Genomic DNA, 19,274 nt, shown 5'->3' on the forward strand with positions numbered 1-19,274 from the left:
CCTGTTCGGCCGAGCGTTCAGGATACGGAATAGGTGGTCTCCTCCCGGCGGGGTCCGGATACCCTGGCCACGTGCGTCCCCGACTCAGCGGGTTCGCAAAGCCGACAGCCGTCGCACCCAGGGAGAAGCCCCATGGCCATTGCCGCCAGCCCGTCCGTCACCCCGCAGAGCCGCGCGAACGCGCTGCGTGAGGCACTGGCCACCCGGGTGGTGGTCGCCGACGGAGCGATGGGCACCATGCTCCAGGCACAGGACCCGACGCTGGAGGACTTCCAGAACCTGGAGGGCTGCAACGAGGTCCTCAACCTGACCAGGCCCGACATCGTCCGCTCCGTCCACGACGCCTACTTCGCGGTGGGCGTGGACTGTGTGGAGACCAACACCTTCGGCGCCAACTTCTCCGCGCTCGGCGAGTACGACATCCCCGACCGGATCTTCGAGCTCTCCGAGGCCGGTGCCCGACTGGCCCGCGAGGCCGCCGACGCGCACGCGGCCGAGGACGGCCGGACCCGCTGGGTGCTCGGCTCGATCGGCCCCGGCACCAAGCTGCCGACCCTGGGCCACGCGCCGTACGAGGTCCTGCGCGAGGGCTTCCGGGAGAACGCGGCCGGTCTGATCGCCGGCGGCGCGGACGCCCTGCTGGTGGAGACCAGCCAGGACCTGCTGCAGACCAAGGCCGCGATCCTGGGCTCCAAGCAGGCCCTGGCCGACGCGGGCCTGGACCTGCCGGTGCTGGTCCAGGTGACGGTGGAGACCACCGGCACCATGCTGCTCGGCTCGGAGATCGGCGCCGCGCTGACCGCGCTGGAGCCGCTCGGCGTCGACTACATCGGCCTGAACTGCGCCACCGGCCCGGCCGAGATGAGCGAGCACCTGCGCTACCTGGCGAAGAACGCCCGGATCGGCCTGTCCTGCATGCCCAACGCGGGCCTGCCGGTGCTGGGCAAGGACGGCGCGCACTACCCGCTGAGCCCGTCCGAGCTGGCCGACGCGCACGACGTGTTCACCCGCGACTACGGGCTCTCGCTGGTCGGCGGCTGCTGCGGCACCACCCCCGAGCACCTGCGCCAGGTGGTCGAGCGGGTGCAGGGCCGCCCGGTCGCGCCGCGCGAGCCGCGCCCCGAGCCGTCCGCGTCCTCGCTGTACCAGTCGGTGCCGTTCCGCCAGGACACCTCCTACCTGGCGATCGGCGAGCGCACCAACGCCAACGGCTCGAAGAAGTTCCGCGAGTCGATGCTGGCCGGCGACTGGCAGGCCTGCGTGGAGATCGCCCGCGACCAGATCCGGGACGGCTCCCACCTGCTGGACCTCTGTGTGGACTACGTCGGCCGCGACGGCGTCGCCGACATGAAGGAGATCGCCGGCCGGCTGGCCACCGCCTCCACCCTGCCGATCGTGCTGGACTCCACCGAGCCGGAGGTGCTGCGGGCCGGCCTGGAGTCGCTCGGCGGGCGCGCCGTGCTGAACTCGGTGAACTACGAGGACGGCGACGGCCCGGACACCCGTTTCGGCCGGATCGCCTCGCTGGCCCGCGAGCACGGCGCCGGGCTGATCGCGCTGACCATCGACGAGGACGGCCAGGCCCGCACCGCGGCCAAGAAGGTCGAGATCGCCGAGCGGCTGATCGCCCAGCTGACCGGCGAGTACGGCGTCGACGAGGGCTCGATCCTGGTCGACTGCCTGGCCTTCACCCTGGGCACCGGGCAGGAGGAGTCGCGCCGGGACGGCATCGAGACCATCGAGGCGATCCGCGAGCTCAAGCGCCGCCACCCGGACGTGCAGACCACCCTCGGTCTGTCCAACATCTCCTTCGGCCTCAGCCCGGCCGCCCGGATGGTGATCAACTCGGTCTTCCTGAACGAGTGCGTCGACGCGGGCCTGGACTCGGCGATCGTGCACGCCTCCAAGATCCTGCCGATGGCGCGGATCCCCGAGGACCAGCGCGAGGTCGCGCTCGACCTGGTGTACGACCGCCGCAGCGAGGGCTACGACCCGCTGCAGAAGCTGCTGCAGCTGTTCGAGGGCGTCTCCTCGTCCTCGGTCCGGGCGTCCAAGGCGGAGGAGCTGGCCGCGCTGCCGCTGGAGGAGCGGCTCCAGCGCCGGATCATCGACGGCGAGCGCAACGGCCTGGAGGCCGACCTCGACGAGGCGCTGACGGAGCGCCCGGCCCTGGAGATCGTCAACAGCACGCTGCTGGCCGGCATGAAGGTGGTCGGCGAGCTGTTCGGCTCCGGCCAGATGCAGCTGCCGTTCGTGCTCCAGTCGGCCGAGGTCATGAAGACCGCGGTGGCCCACCTGGAGCCGCACATGGAGAAGTCCGACGACGAGGGCAAGGGCACCATCGTGCTGGCCACCGTCAAGGGCGACGTCCACGACATCGGCAAGAACCTGGTCGACATCATCCTGTCCAACAACGGCTACACCGTGGTCAACCTGGGCATCAAGCAGCCGGTCTCGGCGATCCTGGACGCCGCCCAGGAGCACCGGGCGGACGTCATCGGGATGTCCGGCCTGCTGGTCAAGTCCACCGTGATCATGAAGGAGAACCTGGAGGAGCTGAACCAGCGCAAGCTGGCGGCCGACTACCCGGTGATCCTCGGCGGCGCCGCGCTGACCCGTGCCTACGTCGAGCAGGACCTGCACGAGATCTACGAGGGCGAGGTCCGCTACGCCCGGGACGCCTTCGAGGGCCTGCGGCTGATGGACGCGCTGATCGCGGTCAAGCGCGGTGTGCCCGGCGCCACCCTGCCGGAGCTCAAGCAGCGCCGGCACGCCCGGGTCGAGGTCGAGGAGCCGGAGGAGGTCAACCTCGGCCAGATCCGTTCCGACGTCGCGGTCGACAACCGGGTGCCCGAGCCGCCGTTCTGGGGCGACCGGATCGTCAAGGGCGTGCCGTTCGCCGACTACTCCTCCTGGCTGGACGAGGACGCGCTGTTCAAGGGGCAGTGGGGCCTCAAGGCCGCCCGGAACGGCGACGGCCCCTCGTACGAGGAGCTGGTGGAGACCGAGGGCCGGCCGCGGCTGCGGATGTGGCTGGACCGGCTGCAGACCGAGGGCTGGCTGGAGGCGGCGGTCGTCTACGGCTTCTACCCGGCGAACTCCAAGGGCGACGACCTGATCGTCTTCCACGAGGACGGCAGCGAGCGGACCAGGTTCACCTTCCCGCGCCAGCGGCGCGGGCGCCGGCTCTGCCTGGCCGACTTCTTCCGCCCGGAGGAGTCCGGGGTCCGCGACGTGCTGGGCCTCCAGGTGGTCACCATGGGCAACCGGATCTCCGAGGCCGCCAACGAGCTGTTCGCCGACAACTCCTACCGGGACTACCTGGAGCTGCACGGACTGTCCGTCCAGCTGGCCGAGGCGCTGGCCGAGTTCTGGCACGCGCGGGTCCGCTACGAGCTGGGCTTCGGCGACGAGGACCCGCAGGACGTCAAGGACATGTTCGCGCTCAAGTACCGCGGCGCCCGGTTCTCGCTCGGCTACGGGGCCTGCCCGGAGCTGGAGGACCGCGCCAAGATCGCCGAGCTGCTGAAGCCCGAGCGGATCGGCGTGGTGCTCTCCGAGGAGTTCCAGCTGCACCCCGAGCAGTCCACCGACGCGATCGTGATCCACCACCCGGAGGCCAAGTACTTCAACGCCCGGTAACGCCCACGCTGCGCAGCGTTCGCTTCATTCGGGGTCCCCGGGCGTATCCTTGATGATCCTGAACGGGCCGGTCCGCTCAAAAGCGGGCCGGCCCGTGCCATCCCCGGGTCCGATCCGGGCACGGACGGAAGGATCCCGCCAATGACCACCATCTCCACCGCCACCCCGACCCTCGGCCGCGGCGACGACCGGGGCCTGCAGGCGGTGCTGCTGGACATGGACGGGACGCTGGTCGACACCGAGGACTTCTGGTGGCAGGCGGAGGCCTCGCTCTTCGCCGAGCTGGGCCACGAGCTGACCGCCGAGGACCGCGCCCACGTGGTCGGCGGCCCGATGACCCGGGTCATCGACCACCTGCTGGCCAGTACCGGGGTGGACCTCTCGCCGGCCGAGCTGACCGTGCTGATCAACAGGCGCTTCGTCGACCTGCTGGACGGCGGCGTGCCGCTGATGCCGGGCGCCGAGCGGCTGCTCAACACGCTGGCCGCGCACGGGGTCCCGGCCGCCCTGGTGTCCGCCTCGCACCGGCACATCATCGACATCGTGCTCCGCTCGCTCGGCGCCGAGCACTTCGCCTTCTCGGTCGCCGGCGACGAGGTGGCCCGCACCAAGCCGCACCCGGACCCGTACCTGGAGGCGGCCCGCCGGCTCGGCGCCGACCCGGCCCGCTGCGTGGTGGTGGAGGACGCGCCGACCGGCGTGCGGGCCGCCGAGGCGGCCGGCTGCCCGGTGATCGCCGTCCCCTCGGTGGCGCCGATCGAGCCCGCTCCGGGGCGCCTGGTGCTGTCCTCGCTGGAGCAGGTCGACCTGGAACTGCTGCGCTCGCTGGTCGCCTCGCGAGTGTGATTGTCGTCTCATTGCGGACCGTCGGTACCGACCGGTAAGCGGACGGACCGGGCCGGGCCGGGGGACTCCCCGGGGAGAAAACGGGCATTGCCTGACAACTCGTAGGAGAGGCCAGTCCAGCGCACCCGCCCGTGTCCCAACTGTCACCTGTGCGGGTATCGGGGGTGTCTGTTCGATATGGCACGCTACTCCAGTTCGTTCCACCCCCGAGCCCAGGCACCGCCGCTGACGGGCACCCCCGTCGTGCCCGCGGTCGCAGCCCCGCACCCAGAAGGACGCGACCCGTGAAGACTTCCGCTGAACGACTGGCCGTGCTCGGCTGCGCCGGAATCGTGGCCGTTACGGTGGCCGGCTGCGGCTCGGTGACCGACGCCGTCAAGGGCGACGGCGACAAGGCGATCACCCTGGGCACCACCGCGACGACCAACGCCCTGGACCCGGCCGTCGCCTACGACGCCGGCTCCTGGCTGCTGCTGCGCAACACCTTCCAGTCGCTGCTCAGCTACCCGGCCGCGTCCAGCGCCCCCACCCCGGACGCCGCCCAGTCCTGCGAGTTCACCGCCGGCGACGCCACCCAGTACCACTGCACGCTCCGGAGCGGGCTGAAGTTCTCCAACGGCCACGCGCTGACCTCCGCCGACGTCGTCTTCTCGATCCAGCGGACCCTGAAGATCAACGACGCCAACGGCCCGGCCGGCCTGCTGTCGTCGATCAAGACGGTCGAGGCGGTCAACGACACCGAGGTGCTCTTCCACCTCGCCCAGCCCGACGCCACCCTCCCGGCCAAGCTGGCCGGCCCGGCCGGCGCCATCGTCGACCAGGAGGTCTTCCCGGCGGACAAGGCGCTGGCGAACGACAAGCTGGTCGGCTCCGGCCCGTACAAGATCGACTCCATCGAGGCGACCCCGAAGAGCGGCCCGGCCAAGGTCGTGCTCCTGCCCAACGACAAGTACACCGGCGACGCCAAGCTCCGGAACAAGAAGTTCGTGCTGCGCTACTTCGACAAGCCGGCCGACCTCAAGACCGCGATCGACAACGGCGAGGTCGACCTGGCCGACAACAGCCTCGAGCCGAACACCGCCGCGCAGATCCTCTCCGACCAGCAGGGCGGCAAGACCGACCTGCGCGTCGTCGAGGGCGACAGCAACGACACCCGCTACCTGGTGTTCAACACCAAGGACGCCACCGCCGGCAACGTCGCCGTCCGCCAGGCCGCCGCCCAGCTGGTCGACCGCAAGGCCCTGGCCCGCGACGTCTTCGCGCGCACCGTCCAGCCGCTGTACTCCATGGTCCCGGCGGGCGTCACCGGCCACAACACGGCCTTCTTCGACCGCTACGGCGACCAGGACCCGGCCAAGGCCAAGGCGATCCTCGCCGCCGCCAAGGTCGCCACCCCGGTCAAGCTCAACCTCACCTGGTCGCGCTCGCGCGCCGAGGCCGTCGAGGCCGAGACCCTGAAGAAGCAGCTGGAGGCCGGCGGCCTGTTCCAGGTCACCGTCCAGCAGGAGCCCGACTGGGACGCCTTCAAGAAGGGCTGGAACGAGAGCAAGTACCAGATGTACCTGATCGGCTGGTTCGCGGACTACCCGGACCCGGACAACTACGTCGCGCCGCTGATCGTCGAGGGTGGCGCCTACCACCACGGCTGGGACGACCAGCGGATCAGCCAGAAGCTGGTGCCCGACACCCTCAAGCAGACCGACCGGGCCACCGCCAGCAGCCTCTACGCCCAGATCCAGGGCATCGTGGCCGAGAACGCCCCGCTGATCCCGCTGTTCCAGAACAAGGCGTTCTACACCTCCCGCTCCAACATCACCGGCGTGGAGTCGACCGTCGACACCACCGGCTTCTTCCGCTTCTGGGAGATCGGCCGGGTCGGCAAGGGCAAGTGACCCGCGGGGCCGGCGCCCCGAACACGACGGAGCGGCCCGCCCGCCCCCACCCCGGACCGGGGTGGGGGCGGGCGGGCCGCTCCGTCGTCCGCTACAGCGCGCCGGGCCGCACCAGGCCGCTCTCGTACGCGTACACCGCCGCCTGCACCCGGTCCCGCAGCTGCAGCTTCGTCAGCACATGGCCGACATGCGTCTTCACCGTCGTCTCGCTGACGAACAGCTCCGCCGCGATCTCCGCGTTCGACAGCCCGCGCGCCACCAGCTTCAGCACCTCCAGCTCCCGCTCGGTCAGCGCGTTCAGCGCCTGCGGCGGCGCCTCCTCGCCCGACGGCAGCTTCGTGGCGTACATGTCCAGCAGCCGCCGGGTGATCGACGGCGCCAGCATCGCCGCGCCGTCCGCCACCACCCGGATCGCCTGCACCAGCTCCTCCGCCGGCACGTCCTTCAGCAGGAAGCCGCTCGCGCCCGCGCGCAGCGCCTCGACCACGTACTCGTCCAGGTCGAACGTGGTCAGCACCAGCACCTTGGCCGGGCCGTCCCGCCCCGGACCGGCGATCCGGCGGGTCGCCTCCACCCCGTCCATCCGCGGCATCCGGATGTCCATCAGCACCACATCGGGCTGCAGCGCCCGCACCTGGTCCAGCGCCTGCTGGCCGTCGCCGGCCTCACCGACCACCACCAGGTCGGACTCGGCCTCCAGGATCATCCGGAAACCGGTGCGCAGCAGCGGCTGGTCGTCGACCAGCAGCACTCGGATCGTCACCTAGGACTCCTTGCTCGTCGGATCCCCCGCGGGATCGTCCTCGTCGGGCGTACGCGCCAGCGGCAGCGGGTACGGCGGCGGCGTGCCGCCGAACTCCGGACAGCTGGCTTGGTGATCGCACCAGTCGCAGAGCCGGTTGCGGGTCGCCGGGAAGTCGCCGGTCGCCACCGCCAGGCCGATCCGCTCCCACAGCGCCAGCAGCTTGCGCTCCACCGCCAGCAGGTCCGCCTCGTCCGGGTCGTAGCTGACCACGTCCCCGCCGCCGCCCAGATAGACCAGCTGCAGTCGCCGGGGGAGCACGCCCTTCCAGCGCCAGACCACCAGCGCGTAGAACTTCATCTGGAACATCGCCTTGCCCTCGAAATCCCTCGAGGGGGCCCGGCCGGTCTTGTAGTCCACCAGACGGACCTCGCCGGTCGGCGCGACATCGACCCGGTCGATGTAGCCGCGCAGCAGCAGCCCCGACTCCAGGGCCGTCTCCACGTAGAGCTCCCGCTCCACCGGATGCAGCCGGGTCGGGTCCTCCAGCCGGAACCACTGGGCGACCAGCTTCTCCGCGTCCCCCAGCCAGCGCGTCAGCGCGGCGCCGTCCGGGTCCTCCGGGAACAGCCCGGCCAGCTCCGGCCGCTCGCCGAGCAGCCGCTCCCACTGCGGGCGCAGCAGCCCGAGCGCCCGCTCCGGCGTACGGTCCGCCGCCGGGGAGTCGAACAGCCGCTCCAGCACCGCGTGCACCAGCGTGCCCCGGGTCGCCGCCGGACTCGGCGGCTCCGGCAGCCGGTCGATCACCCGCAGCCGGTACAACAGCGGGCAGGTCAGGAAGTCGCCCGCGCGCGACGGGGAGAGCCCGGTCGGGGCCGCCGCCGCCCGCACCGGGGCCACGACGGCGCTGCTGGTCTCGGTCTGCTGCATACCCCAGACCCTATTGCCCTGCGCTGTCATCCCGCTGCCACGGTGCTGCCGCAAGCCGCCCGCGGGTGGGTATGAAGGCAGTGGGAAGGCGAGGGGCGCGCGCCGGACGACCGCCCCGATCACGTAGCGTGGGCGCACCGGCGCGCGGCGCGCGCCGGTGGCAGACGGACGAAGGGAACACGGTGAGCGACTCCAGTGGCCGGCGGACCTCCGACCAGCCACCGCACGACAGCGGCACCCGGCCCGGGACCCCGCCGCCCGAGGACCCGGAGCCCCGCGGCGGCATCCTGATGGGCCGCCCCTTCGGCGTGCCGATCTACGTCACCCCGTCCTGGTTCGTCATCGCCGCCCTCATCACCTGGGTCTTCGGCGGCCAGCTCGACCGGGTCCTGCCCGAGCTCGGCGCAGCCCGCTACCTGCTCGCCTTCTTCTTCGCCGTCGCCTTCTACGGCTCGGTACTGATCCACGAACTCGCCCACACCCTGGTCGCGCTGCGCTACGAGCTCGGCGTGCGGCGGATCCAGCTGCAGTTCTTCGGCGGTGTCTCCGAGATCGAGAACGAGGCCGAACGCCCCTGGCGCGAGTTCTGGCTGGCCTTCGTCGGCCCGCTGCTCTCGCTGGTCCTCGGCGGCGTGTTCTACCTCGCCCTCCAGGCCGTCGAGCTGTCCACCGTCCCCGGCGTCCTGCTCACCGGCCTGATGGTCTCCAACCTCGTCGTCGCCGCCTTCAACCTGCTGCCCGGTCTGCCGCTCGACGGCGGCCGGATGCTGCGCGCCGTGGTCTGGGCGGTCACCGGCCGGCCGATGACCGGCACCGTCGCCGCCGCCTGGGCCGGCCGGGCGCTCGCCGTCGCCGTCCTGATCGGCCTGCCGCTGGTCAGCTCCGCCCGCGAACTCGACCGCAGCCGCACCGACACCCTGGTCGACGCCGTCCTCGCCGCCGTGCTCGCCGCCATCATCTGGAACGGCGCCACCAACGCCCTGCGCAACGCCCGGCTCAAGGAGGTCCTGCCCGGCCTGCGGCTGCGCGACCTGGCCCGCCGGGCCGTCGAGGTCACCGCCGACACCCCGCTCGGCGAGGCCATGCGGCGCGCCCACGAGGCCGAGGCCGGCGCCGTCGTCGTGGTCGACGGGCGCGGCGAGCCGATCGCCCTGGTCCGCGAGTCCGCCGTGCGCGCCGTCCCCGAGCACCGCCGCCCCTGGGTCGCCGTCGGCCCGCTCGCCCGCGACCTCGAACCCGGGCTGCGGCTCCCCGCCGACCTCGCCGGCGAGGACCTGCTGCGGGCCGTCCGGGCCACCCCCGCCGGGGAGTACCTGGTGGTCGAGGCGGACGGACGGGTGTTCGGCGTCGCCACGCTCACCGACATCGAACAGCGGCTGACGGCGGCCGTCAGCGGCCGCTGAGACGGCCGTCCGGCGGGGCGGGGGCGACCCTCCGGCACCCCGGGAGCGACGCTCCGGCACCGCCGGAACGATCACCTGGTCGGGCGGACGGCGCGCTTCCCTTAGGATTGTCCGCATGTCCGAACCGACCGGTGCCACCCGCCGACGCGGGCCCTTCCAGGTCGGGGACCAGGTCCAGCTGACCGACCCCAAGGGCCGCCACTACACGTTCACGCTCCAGGCCGGGAACCAGTTCCACACCCACAAGGGTGCGTTCCCCCACGACGAGCTGATCGGCGCCCCCGAGGGCACGGTCGTGCGCACCACGGGGAACGTCCCGTACCTCGCGCTGCGCCCCCTGCTCCCCGACTACGTCCTGTCCATGCCGCGCGGCGCCGCCGTGATCTACCCCAAGGACGCGGGGCAGATCCTGGCGATGGCCGACATCTTCCCGGGCGCCCGCGTGGTCGAGGCCGGCGTCGGCTCCGGCGCGCTGTCCACGTACCTGCTGCGCGCGGTCGGCGACACCGGCCTGCTCGCCTCGTACGAGCGCCGCCAGGACTTCGCCGACATCGCGCAGTCCAACGTCGAGCGCTACTTCGGCGGCCCGCACCCGGCGTGGAAGCTCACCGTCGGCGACCTCCAGGACAACCTGGTCGAGAACGACGTCGACCGCGTCATCCTGGACATGCTCGCCCCCTGGGAGTGCCTGGACGTCGCCTCCAAGGCGCTCGTCCCCGGCGGCCTGATCTGCTGCTACGTCGCCACCACCACGCAGATGTCCAGGACCGTCGAGGCGCTGCGCGAGCACGGCACCTACACCGAGCCGCAGGCCTGGGAGACCATGGTCCGCACCTGGCACCTGGAGGGCCTGGCCGTCCGCCCGGACCACCGGATGATCGGCCACACCGGCTTCCTGCTCACCGCCCGGCGCCTCGCCGACGGCGTCGAGCCGCCGCTGCGCCGCCGCCGTCCGGCCAAGGGCGCCTACGGCGAGGAGTACGACAACGGGGCCCCCGAGCCCACCCTGCAGGAGCGCGCGGCCGCCCGGGCCGCCGCCCGCGCCGAGAGCGCCGACCAGGTCGACCTCGGCTGAGACACCGTCCGGAGGGGTGGTACGGCGATGCCGTACCACCCCTCCCGCGTTCCCGCACACCCGTGACACCTCGCGGCCGCCCCGGTGTGGGACGATGCTCGCTCACACAGACCACTGGAGGGGACGCCTGGTGGAGACCGCGGTCGGGACGACGGCTGGACAGCGGACCGCGACGGGCCGCACCGGCCCCGGTCGGGGGCGCACCACCCCCTGGCACTGGGGCGTCACGGTGGGCGGCTGCGCCGCCGTGGTGGCGGCCGCGCTCGCCGCCGGTCCCGCGGGCGGCACCACCGGGCCCGCCCGGCCCACCCCCAGGGCCCTGCCCGCGGCCGCCGCGCCCGATCCGGCCCGGGCCGAACTCCCGCTCGACTGCGGGCCGTTCCCGGTGACCATAGCCGTCAGCTTCGCCGCCGACCTCGGCGACGGCCGGCCCGGCACCGTCGCCGCCGCCCACTGCGCGGCCGGGAACGGCACCCCGCCCGACGGCGTCTTCCTGCTCGGCCCCGGCCCCGGCGGCCGTCCCGCCGTCCTCGCCACCCTGCTCTCGGAGCGCGAGAACCTGATCGTCAGCCGGCTCGCGCTGCGTTCGGACGGCGCCATCACCGGCCACGCGCAGGGGTATTCGAGCGACGAGGTGCCGCGCTTCGCCCCCGACATCTCGCTCGACCTCACCTGGACGCACAAGGGCGGCGCCTGGGACCGTTCCCAGACCGCCGCCCCACTGGCCCTCACCTAAGGCGTGTCTTCAAACCCGCGCCTGCGGGGCGACGCCGGGGCACGCACCTCGCCGGCTTCTCGTCGGTCGCCGATGCTCCGCATGGACTCTCTCCTCGGCGCCGCCGATGCACGCACCCCAACGCCGCGCCGCCCGCCCTTCGGGCGGACGGCGGGGGTTTGAAGACACGCCCTATGGCGCGTACCGGCCTACTCGGCGTCGGGTCCGAAGACCTCGACCCGGTCGTTGACCCGGCGCACGTGGATGCAGTCGCCGGGGCAGTCCTTCACCGAGTCCACCACGTCCTGAAGCAGCGTCAGCGGCACCGGCACGCTCTCGCCCGGCTGCTGGCGCAGTTCGTCGTCCTCGCCCTTCACATAGGCGAGGCCGTCGATGTCCAGCTCGAAGACCTCAGGGGCGTACTGCGCGCAGATGCCGTCGCCGGTGCACAGGTCCTGGTCGATCCAGACCTCCAGCGGCTCGGCCGCCTCCGTCGTCCCGTTCACCGACATGTTTCGTCCGCCGTTTCTGTCCCGGGACGCCCCGTCCTGGGGCATTCCCGCCATTCGTACAACGATCGGACCTGGGGCGTCGGTCGCGATCGGATATCGACTCGATCGACGATACATCTGGTCCGCTTTGGCCGGTGCGCGGTGGGTATCCCCCTAGCAGAGGGGAAGCACGCGAGGGCGAAGATCGGACACGCCCGTTCCATCTTTCTTGATCTAGGGGTTTACGGACCCCTGGTCCCAGGTAGGGTCTGGAAGCGTCCAGCTCCCCGGAGGAGGTGAGGACCGTGGCAGCCCACGATGACGACTACAACCGCAGCACCGGCAGGCCCGCTCGTGGTTCCGACGAGGCCGCTCAGGTCTCGTACCTTGAGCAGGAAATCGCCGGACTGCGCCGCAAGCTCGCCGACTCGCCGCGCAATTCGAGAATCCTCGAAGAGCGGATCGTCGAGCTCCAGACCAACCTGGCCGGCGTGACCGCCCAGAACGAACGGCTCGCCTCCACCCTGCGCGAGGCCCGCGACCAGATCGTGGCCCTCAAGGAGGAAGTGGACCGGCTGGCACAGCCCCCGGCCGGATTCGGCGTGTTCCTCAGCTCCAACGAGGACGGCACCGCCGACATCTTCACCGGCGGCCGCAAGCTCCGCGTGAACGTCAGCCCCAACGTCGCCCTCGACGAACTGCGGCGCGGCCAGGAAGTCATGCTCAACGAGGCCCTCAACATCGTGGACGCGATGGCCTTCGAGAGCATCGGCGACCTCGTCACCCTCAAGGAGGTCCTCGAGGACGGCGAGCGGGCCCTGGTCGTCGGCCACACCGACGAGGAGCGGGTGGTGCGGCTGGCCGAACCGCTGCGCGAGACCACCCTCCGGGCGGGGGACGCCCTCCTGCTGGAACCGCGTTCCGGCTACGTCTACGAGGTCGTGCCCAAGGCCGAGGTCGAGGAGCTCGTCCTCGAAGAGGTCCCGGACATCGACTACCGCCAGATCGGCGGCCTCGCCAACCAGATCGAGCAGATCCGCGACGCGGTCGAGCTGCCCTACCTGCACGCCGACCTCTTCAAGGAGTACGAGCTGCGCCCGCCCAAGGGCGTCCTGCTCTACGGCCCGCCCGGCTGCGGCAAGACGCTGATCGCCAAGGCGGTGGCGAACTCGCTGGCCAAGAAGGTCGCCGAGGTCACCGGCCGGCCCCAGGGGAAGAGCTACTTCCTCAACATCAAGGGCCCCGAGCTGCTCAACAAGTACGTCGGCGAGACCGAGCGGCAGATCCGCCTGGTCTTCCAGCGGGCCCGCGAGAAGGCGAGCGAGGGCACGCCCGTCATCGTCTTCTTCGACGAGATGGAGTCGCTGTTCCGCACCCGCGGCTCCGGCGTCAGCTCGGACGTGGAGAACACCATCGTCCCCCAGCTGCTCGCCGAGATCGACGGCGTGGAGGGCCTGGAGAACGTCATCGTCATCGGCGCCTCGAACCGCGAGGACATGATCGACCCGGCGATCCTGCGGCCCGGCCGCCTGGACGTCAAGATCAAGATCGAGCGCCCGGACGCCGAGGCGGCCAAGGACATCTTCTCCAAGTACCTCAAGGGCTCGCTGCCCTTCCACCCGGACGACGTCAAGGAGCACGACGGCTCGCTCGAGGCCACCGTCGCCGCGATGATCCAGTCCGTGGTGGAGCGGATGTACTCCGAGACGGAGGAGAACCGCTTCCTGGAGGTCACCTACGCCAACGGTGACAAGGAGGTCCTGTACTTCAAGGACTTCAACTCCGGCGCGATGATCCAGAACATCGTCGACCGGGCCAAGAAGATGGCCATCAAGGACTACCTCGACCACGGCCAGCGCGGTCTGCGGGTCTCCCACCTGCTCAACGCCTGCGTGGACGAGTTCAAGGAGAACGAGGACCTGCCCAACACCACCAACCCGGACGACTGGGCCCGGATCTCCGGCAAGAAGGGCGAGCGGATCGTCTTCATCCGCACCCTGGTCACCGGCAAGCAGGGCGCCGAGTCCGGCCGCTCCATCGACACTGTCGCCAACACCGGGCAGTACCTGTAACCGCTCCGCTCCGGACCTCCGGAACGCACGCACCCCGTCCGGCTGTGGCGCCTCGCGGCCCCGCAGCCGGACGGCGCGTCTCGGGGCCCGCCGGTCGGTACGGCGTTCTAGGCTCGACCCACCGTTCGCGGGCAGACGGCCCGGCGTCGGTGTTGATCAGCGGTACGTCAGCGTGTGCCGTCCGTCGGGGGCGGCGCACCGGGGCAAGGAGGGCCGCATGACCGTACGGCGCGTGATGGGCATCGAGACCGAGTACGGGATCTCCGTGCCCGGACACCCCAACGCCAACGCCATGCTCACCTCGTCCCAGATCGTCAACGCGTACGCGGCGGCGATGCACCGGGCCCGGCGGGCCCGCTGGGACTTCGAGGAGGAGAATCCGCTGCGCGACGCCCGGGGCTTCGACCTCGCGCGGGACGTCGCCGACGCCAGCCAGCTGACGGACGAGGACATCGGCCTCGCCAACGTCATCCTCACCAACGGCGCGCGGTTCTACGTGGACCACGCGCACCCCGAGTACAGCTCGCCCGAGGTGACCAACCCGCGCGACGCCGTGCTCTGGGACAAGGCCGGCGAACGGATCATGGCGGCGGCCGCGCAGCGCGCCCTGGAACTGCCCAACGGGCAGACCATCCACCTGTACAAGAACAACACCGACAACAAGGGCGCCTCCTACGGCACCCACGAGAACTACCTGATGAAGCGGGCGACCCCGTTCGCCGACATCGTCCGCCACCTCACCCCGTTCTTCGTGTCCCGCCAGGTGGTCACCGGCGCCGGCCGGATCGGGATCGGGCAGGACGGCTCCGCGCACGGTTTCCAGATCAGCCAGCGCGCCGACTTCTTCGAGGTCGAGGTCGGACTGGAGACCACCCTCAAGCGCCCGATCATCAACACCCGCGACGAACCGCACGCCGACGCCGAGAAATACCGCCGGCTGCACGTGATCATCGGGGACGCCAACCTCTCCGAGATCTCCACCTACCTCAAGCTCGGCACCACCTCGCTGGTGCTGGCCATGATCGAGGACGCCTTCATCACCTCGGACCTGGCCGTCGACCAGCCGGTGCGCACCCTGCACCGGATCTCCCACGACCCCTCGCTGAAGCACCTGGTCACGCTGCGCAGCGGGCGCCGGCTCACCGCCGTCCAGCTCCAGCTGGAGTACTTCGAGCTGGCCCGCAAGTACGTCGAGGACCGCTTCGGCACCGACGCCGACGAGCAGACCGTGGACGTGCTGGCCCGCTGGGAGGACGTGCTGGGCCGGCTGGAGCGGGACCCGATGTCGCTCTCCCGGCAGCTGGACTGGATCGCCAAGCGGGAGCTCCTGGAGGGCTACCGCAACCGGGACGGGCTGGAGTGGGACAACTCGCGGCTCGCCCTGGTCGACCTCCAGTACAGCGACGTGCGGCCCGAGAAGGGCCTCTACAACCGCCTGGTGGCCCGCGGCCGGTTCGACCGGCTGGTGACCGAGGAAGAGGTCGTCAGGGCCGTCACCAAGCCGCCGGAGGACACCCGGGCGTACTTCCGGGGCCGCTGCCTCGAGCAGTACGCGGAGCACGTCGCGGCGGCCTCCTGGGACTCGGTGATCTTCGACCTGCCGGGCCGGGACTCGCTGCAGCGGGTCCCCACCCTGGAGCCGCTGCGCGGCACCCGCAACCACGTCAAGGCACTGCTGGACCGCTGCCGCACGGCGGAGGACCTGCTGCGGGTGCTCTCCGGCGGGTAACTTTTCGATCACCACGGGTGAAGCCCGGGCAAATGGGAATCATCCGGGGGGACGGCGGGTGTTGGACAGGAAGCGCCACCGGCAAACCGGAAGCGGATTGTCGCAGCTTGTGTATAGGGTCGATGCAGCAAGCAGCGACCAAACCGTGCCAGATGATCGAGCGGGGTGAGGTAAATGGCGAGCAAGGACACCGGCGGCGGCCAGCAGCGGGCGAACCGCTCCTCCGAGGAGGTCGAGGAGCAGGCCGCGGAAGCGCAGAATTCCGACGAGCTCAAGGAACGCCAGGAAAAGCTGAGCGACGACGTCGACGCGGTTCTGGACGAAATCGACGAGGTCCTGGAATCGAACGCCGAGGATTTCGTGCGGCAGTTCGTGCAAAAGGGCGGACAGTAACCGGACCGGAAACCGGCCGGGCGCCCGGTGGGCATTCCGGGAATTCACGGTCGCGGCCGATGACGGCGGACGGGCGGCGCGAGCCGCCCGTCCGCCCGGTCCCGGCGCACGGGTCCGCTGGACAGTGATCGCCCGGCCGATAGGGTCGGGCAGTGCGCGCTTCAAGCTACCTGGAAGGAATCGTGTGGAAGCCAACACTCGTGGCACCGGGCGTCTACCGGCTGCCTTCCTCACCCCGGGGTCCTCGTCGTTCCTCGACTTCCTGGAGGCCTACCGGCCCGAGCTGATCCCCGGACGGCAGCGGCTTCCCGAGGGCGTCGTCGAGGCCCCGCACGGGACGACCATCGTCGCCGCGGTCTTCGACAAGGGCGTGGTCCTGGCCGGTGACCGCCGCGCGACGATGGGCAACGTGATCGCCCAGCGCGACATGGAGAAGGTCTTCCCCGCCGACGAGTACAGCGCGGTCGGCGTCGCCGGCACCGCCGGCCTCGCGATCGAGATGGTCCGGATGTTCCAGCTGGAGCTGGAGCACTACGAGAAGATCGAGGGCACCGTCCTCTCCCTGGAGGGCAAGGCCAACCGCCTGACCACCATGATCCGGGGCAACCTGGGCATGGCGATGCAGGGCCTCGCGGTCGTCCCGATGTTCGCCGGCTACGACCTCGACCACGGCCGCGGCCGGATCTTCACCTACGACGTCACCGGCGGCCGCTCCGAGGAGCGCGGCTTCGCCGCCACCGGCTCCGGCTCGGTCTTCGCCCGCGGCTCGATGAAGAAGCTCCACCGCGCCGACCTGACGGCCCAGCAGGCGTCCACCATGGTCGTGCAGGCCCTCTACGACGCGGCGGACGACGACTCCGCGACCGGTGGCCCCGACCTCGCCCGCAAGATCTTCCCGATCGTCTCGCTGATCACCGAGGACGGCTTCCGCCGGCTCACCGAGGCCGAGGTGACCGAGATCGCCGTCTCCATCACCGACCAGCGCCTGACCCAGCCCAACGGGCCCCAGGCCCCGCTGCTCTAGCCGTCAACCGAGAAGGAAGGGACGACCGCCGGTGTCGACACCGTTCTACGTCTCCCCCCAGCAGGCCATGGCGGACCGCGCGGAGTACGCCCGCAAGGGCATCGCGCGTGGCCGCAGCGTGGTCGTGCTCACCTACGCCGACGGCATCGTCTTCGTCGCCGAGAACACCTCCCGGGCGCTCCACAAGGTGTCCGAGATCTACGACCAGATCGCGTTCGCGGCGGTCGGCCGCTACAACGAGTTCGAGAACCTGCGCATCGGCGGCGTGCGCTACGCCGACCTGCGCGGCTACACCTACGACCGGGCCGACGTCACCGCCCGGGGCCTGGCCAACGTCTACGCCCAGACGCTCGGCACGATCTTCTCCTCGGTCGGCGAGAAGCCCTACGAGGTCGAGCTGATCGTGGCCGAGGTCGGCCGCAGCACCGAGGACGACCAGATCTACCGGCTGACCCCGGACGGCTCGGTCGTCGACGAGAAGAACTACGTGGTGGTCGGCGGGAACGCCGACTCGATCGGCAACTACCTCGGCCAGCGCCACCGGGCCGGCTTCTCGCTCACCGAGGCCATCAAGGTCGCCGTGGACTCGCTCGCCCGCGACCCCAACGGCGGCAGCCCGCGCACCCTCACCCCCGACCAGCTGGAGGTGGCGGTCCTCGACCGCGAGCGCTTCCAGCAGCGCAAGTTCAAGCGGATCCTGGGCGGTCAGCTCGCCCGGCTGCTCGACGGCGACCAGTCCGCCGAGACGGACGACGAGGAGAAGCCGGCGGCCACCCCGCCGGGCGACTCCGACCAGTAGTGCCTGCGGGGTCCCCGCGGCGGCCGGCGACGTCCGCCGCGGGGACCCCGGTGCCCCTGCGGCGGCCCCGACGGCGCCGCGGAGGCGGTTTCGGACAGCTCCCATCAGAGAATGGATGGCCCATGGACCGCCGAATTTTCGGGCTGGAGAACGAGTACGGCGTCACCTGTACGTTCCGCGGGCAGCGCAGGCTGTCCCCGGACGAGGTGGCCCGGTACCTCTTCCGCCGCGTAGTCTCCTGGGGCCGCAGCAGCAATGTGTTCCTGCGCAACGGTGCCCGCCTCTACCTCGACGTGGGCTCCCACCCCGAGTACGCCACCCCCGAGTGCGACGACGTCACCGAGCTCGTGACGCACGACAAGGCGGGCGAGCGCATCCTCGAGGGCCTCCTGGTGGACGCCGAGCGGCGGCTGCACGAGGAGGGCATCGCCGGGGACGTCTACCTGTTCAAGAACAACACCGACTCGGCCGGCAACTCCTACGGGTGCCACGAGAACTACCTGGTGGCCCGGCACGGCGAGTTCTCCCGGCTGGCGGACGTGCTGATCCCGTTCCTGGTGACCAGGCAGCTCATCTGCGGCGCCGGCAAGGTGCTGCAGACCCCGCGCGGCGCGGTCTACTGCGTCAGCCAGCGGGCCGAGCACATCTGGGAGGGCGTCAGCTCCGCGACCACCCGCTCCCGCCCGATCATCAACACCCGCGACGAGCCGCACGCCGACGCCGAGCGCTACCGCCGGCTGCACGTCATCGTCGGCGACTCCAACATGTCGGAGACCACCACCCTGCTCAAGGTGGGCTCCACCGACCTGGTGCTCCGGCTCATCGAGGCCGGCGTGGTCATGCGCGACCTCACCCTGGAGAACCCGATCCGGGCGATCCGCGAGGTCAGCCACGACCTCACCGGCACCCACCAGGTCCGGCTCGCCAACGGCCGGGAGGCCAGCGCCCTGGACATCCAGGAGGAGTACTACACCAAGGCGCTGGAGTTCGCCGACCGCAAGGGCATCAACACCGGCACCATTGCCCGGGTCCTCGACCTGTGGGGCCGCACCCTGGAGGCGGTCCGTAGCGAACGGCTCGACGGGGTCGCCGACGAGATCGACTGGATCATGAAGTACAAGCTCATCGAGCGCTACCGCGAGAAGCACCAGATGAGCATGAGCAACCCCCGGATCGCCCAGATCGACCTGGCCTACCACGACATCCACCGTCGCCGCGGCCTGTTCTACCTGCTCCAGGCCAAGAACCAGGCGCAGCGGGTGACCACCGACCTCAAGACCTTCGAGGCCAAGTCGATCCCGCCGCAGACCACCCGGGCCCGGCTGCGCGGCGACTTCATCCGCCGGGCGCAGGAGCAGCGCCGCGACTTCACCGTCGACTGGGTGCACCTCAAGCTGAACGACCAGGCCCAGCGAACGGTGCTGTGCAAGGACCCGTTCCGTTCCGTCGACGAGCGGGTGGAGAAGCTCATCGCCGGCATGTGACGGCGGGAGGGCCGGTCGGTGGCCGGCGCGGTGCCGG

15 protein-coding genes are annotated in these 19,274 nt (G+C 71.1%); 12 read left to right on the forward strand and 3 right to left on the reverse strand.

The window, feature by feature from the left end; translation table 11 throughout:
- The first annotated feature begins 132 nt into the window (after nucleotides 1-132).
- The 3 genes from metH (at nucleotide 133) to BLU95_RS29945 (ending at nucleotide 6,380) form a co-directional block, all read left to right on the forward strand.
- Nucleotides 133-3,642, forward strand: coding sequence for a methionine synthase (gene metH, locus BLU95_RS29935; RefSeq protein ID WP_162497196.1), 3,510 nt, complete (start codon nucleotides 133-135; stop codon nucleotides 3,640-3,642).
- Between the two features lie 141 nt (nucleotides 3,643-3,783).
- Complete coding sequence (locus BLU95_RS29940; RefSeq protein ID WP_093862721.1) at nucleotides 3,784-4,488, forward strand: HAD family hydrolase; 705 nt, start codon at nucleotides 3,784-3,786, stop codon at nucleotides 4,486-4,488.
- 284 nt (nucleotides 4,489-4,772) lie between these two features.
- Nucleotides 4,773-6,380: an ABC transporter substrate-binding protein gene (locus BLU95_RS29945; protein ID WP_159425042.1), complete on the forward strand. Its 1,608-nt coding sequence runs from the start codon at nucleotides 4,773-4,775 to the stop codon at nucleotides 6,378-6,380.
- A gap of 91 nt (nucleotides 6,381-6,471) precedes the next feature.
- Here BLU95_RS29945 and BLU95_RS29950 read toward each other — a convergent pair whose 3' ends face one another.
- Both BLU95_RS29950 and BLU95_RS29955 read right to left on the reverse strand, forming a co-directional pair.
- The gene (locus BLU95_RS29950; protein WP_030299918.1) at nucleotides 6,472-7,143 is read right to left on the reverse strand and encodes a response regulator; all 672 of its coding nucleotides are present in this window, start codon (nucleotides 7,141-7,143) and stop codon (nucleotides 6,472-6,474) included.
- Nucleotides 7,144-8,052, reverse strand: coding sequence for a RecB family exonuclease (locus BLU95_RS29955; RefSeq protein ID WP_231977868.1), 909 nt, complete (start codon nucleotides 8,050-8,052; stop codon nucleotides 7,144-7,146).
- Nucleotides 8,053-8,234: 182 nt separating this feature from the next.
- Here BLU95_RS29955 and BLU95_RS29960 point away from each other — a divergent pair, with 182 nt between their 5' ends.
- The 3 genes from BLU95_RS29960 to BLU95_RS29970 all read left to right on the forward strand — a co-directional run bounded on the left by BLU95_RS29960 (nucleotide 8,235) and on the right by BLU95_RS29970 (nucleotide 11,266).
- Nucleotides 8,235-9,455 (forward strand): site-2 protease family protein, encoded by a 1,221-nt coding sequence (locus BLU95_RS29960; protein WP_400754940.1) that lies wholly within the window; start codon nucleotides 8,235-8,237, stop codon nucleotides 9,453-9,455.
- A 115-nt stretch (nucleotides 9,456-9,570) separates the two neighbouring features.
- Nucleotides 9,571-10,530, forward strand: coding sequence for a tRNA (adenine-N1)-methyltransferase (locus BLU95_RS29965; protein WP_093862724.1), 960 nt, complete (start codon nucleotides 9,571-9,573; stop codon nucleotides 10,528-10,530).
- A 130-nt stretch (nucleotides 10,531-10,660) separates the two neighbouring features.
- Complete coding sequence (locus BLU95_RS29970; protein WP_093862725.1) at nucleotides 10,661-11,266, forward strand: hypothetical protein; 606 nt, start codon at nucleotides 10,661-10,663, stop codon at nucleotides 11,264-11,266.
- 188 nt (nucleotides 11,267-11,454) lie between these two features.
- On the opposite strand, the gene BLU95_RS29975 is transcribed toward BLU95_RS29970, so the two are convergent.
- Nucleotides 11,455-11,751, reverse strand: coding sequence for a ferredoxin (locus BLU95_RS29975; RefSeq protein WP_375983339.1), 297 nt, complete (start codon nucleotides 11,749-11,751; stop codon nucleotides 11,455-11,457).
- Between the two features lie 290 nt (nucleotides 11,752-12,041).
- On the opposite strand from BLU95_RS29975, the gene arc reads away from it, so the two are divergent.
- The 6 genes from arc to pafA all read left to right on the forward strand — a co-directional run bounded on the left by arc (nucleotide 12,042) and on the right by pafA (nucleotide 19,237).
- Nucleotides 12,042-13,808: a proteasome ATPase gene (arc, locus tag BLU95_RS29980; RefSeq protein ID WP_093862727.1), complete on the forward strand. Its 1,767-nt coding sequence runs from the start codon at nucleotides 12,042-12,044 to the stop codon at nucleotides 13,806-13,808.
- A 217-nt stretch (nucleotides 13,809-14,025) separates the two neighbouring features.
- Nucleotides 14,026-15,537 (forward strand): depupylase/deamidase Dop, encoded by a 1,512-nt coding sequence (gene dop, locus BLU95_RS29985; RefSeq protein ID WP_093862728.1) that lies wholly within the window; start codon nucleotides 14,026-14,028, stop codon nucleotides 15,535-15,537.
- Between the two features lie 174 nt (nucleotides 15,538-15,711).
- Entirely contained in the window at nucleotides 15,712-15,930 is a 219-nt protein-coding gene (locus BLU95_RS29990; RefSeq protein WP_030299936.1) for a ubiquitin-like protein Pup, read from the forward strand.
- Between the two features lie 184 nt (nucleotides 15,931-16,114).
- A complete protein-coding gene (gene prcB / locus BLU95_RS29995; protein ID WP_093862729.1) occupies nucleotides 16,115-16,954 on the forward strand; it encodes a proteasome subunit beta in 840 nt (279 codons plus the stop codon).
- Nucleotides 16,955-16,985: 31 nt separating this feature from the next.
- Nucleotides 16,986-17,753 (forward strand): proteasome subunit alpha, encoded by a 768-nt coding sequence (gene prcA, locus BLU95_RS30000; protein ID WP_093862730.1) that lies wholly within the window; start codon nucleotides 16,986-16,988, stop codon nucleotides 17,751-17,753.
- 122 nt (nucleotides 17,754-17,875) lie between these two features.
- Nucleotides 17,876-19,237, forward strand: a complete 1,362-nt coding sequence (pafA, locus tag BLU95_RS30005; RefSeq protein ID WP_093862731.1) for a Pup--protein ligase — start codon at nucleotides 17,876-17,878, stop codon at nucleotides 19,235-19,237.
- Nucleotides 19,238-19,274: the final 37 nt, after the last annotated feature.

Source organism: Streptomyces sp. TLI_053, from assembly GCF_900105395.1.
Taxonomy (GTDB): Bacteria; Actinomycetota; Actinomycetes; order Streptomycetales; family Streptomycetaceae; genus Kitasatospora.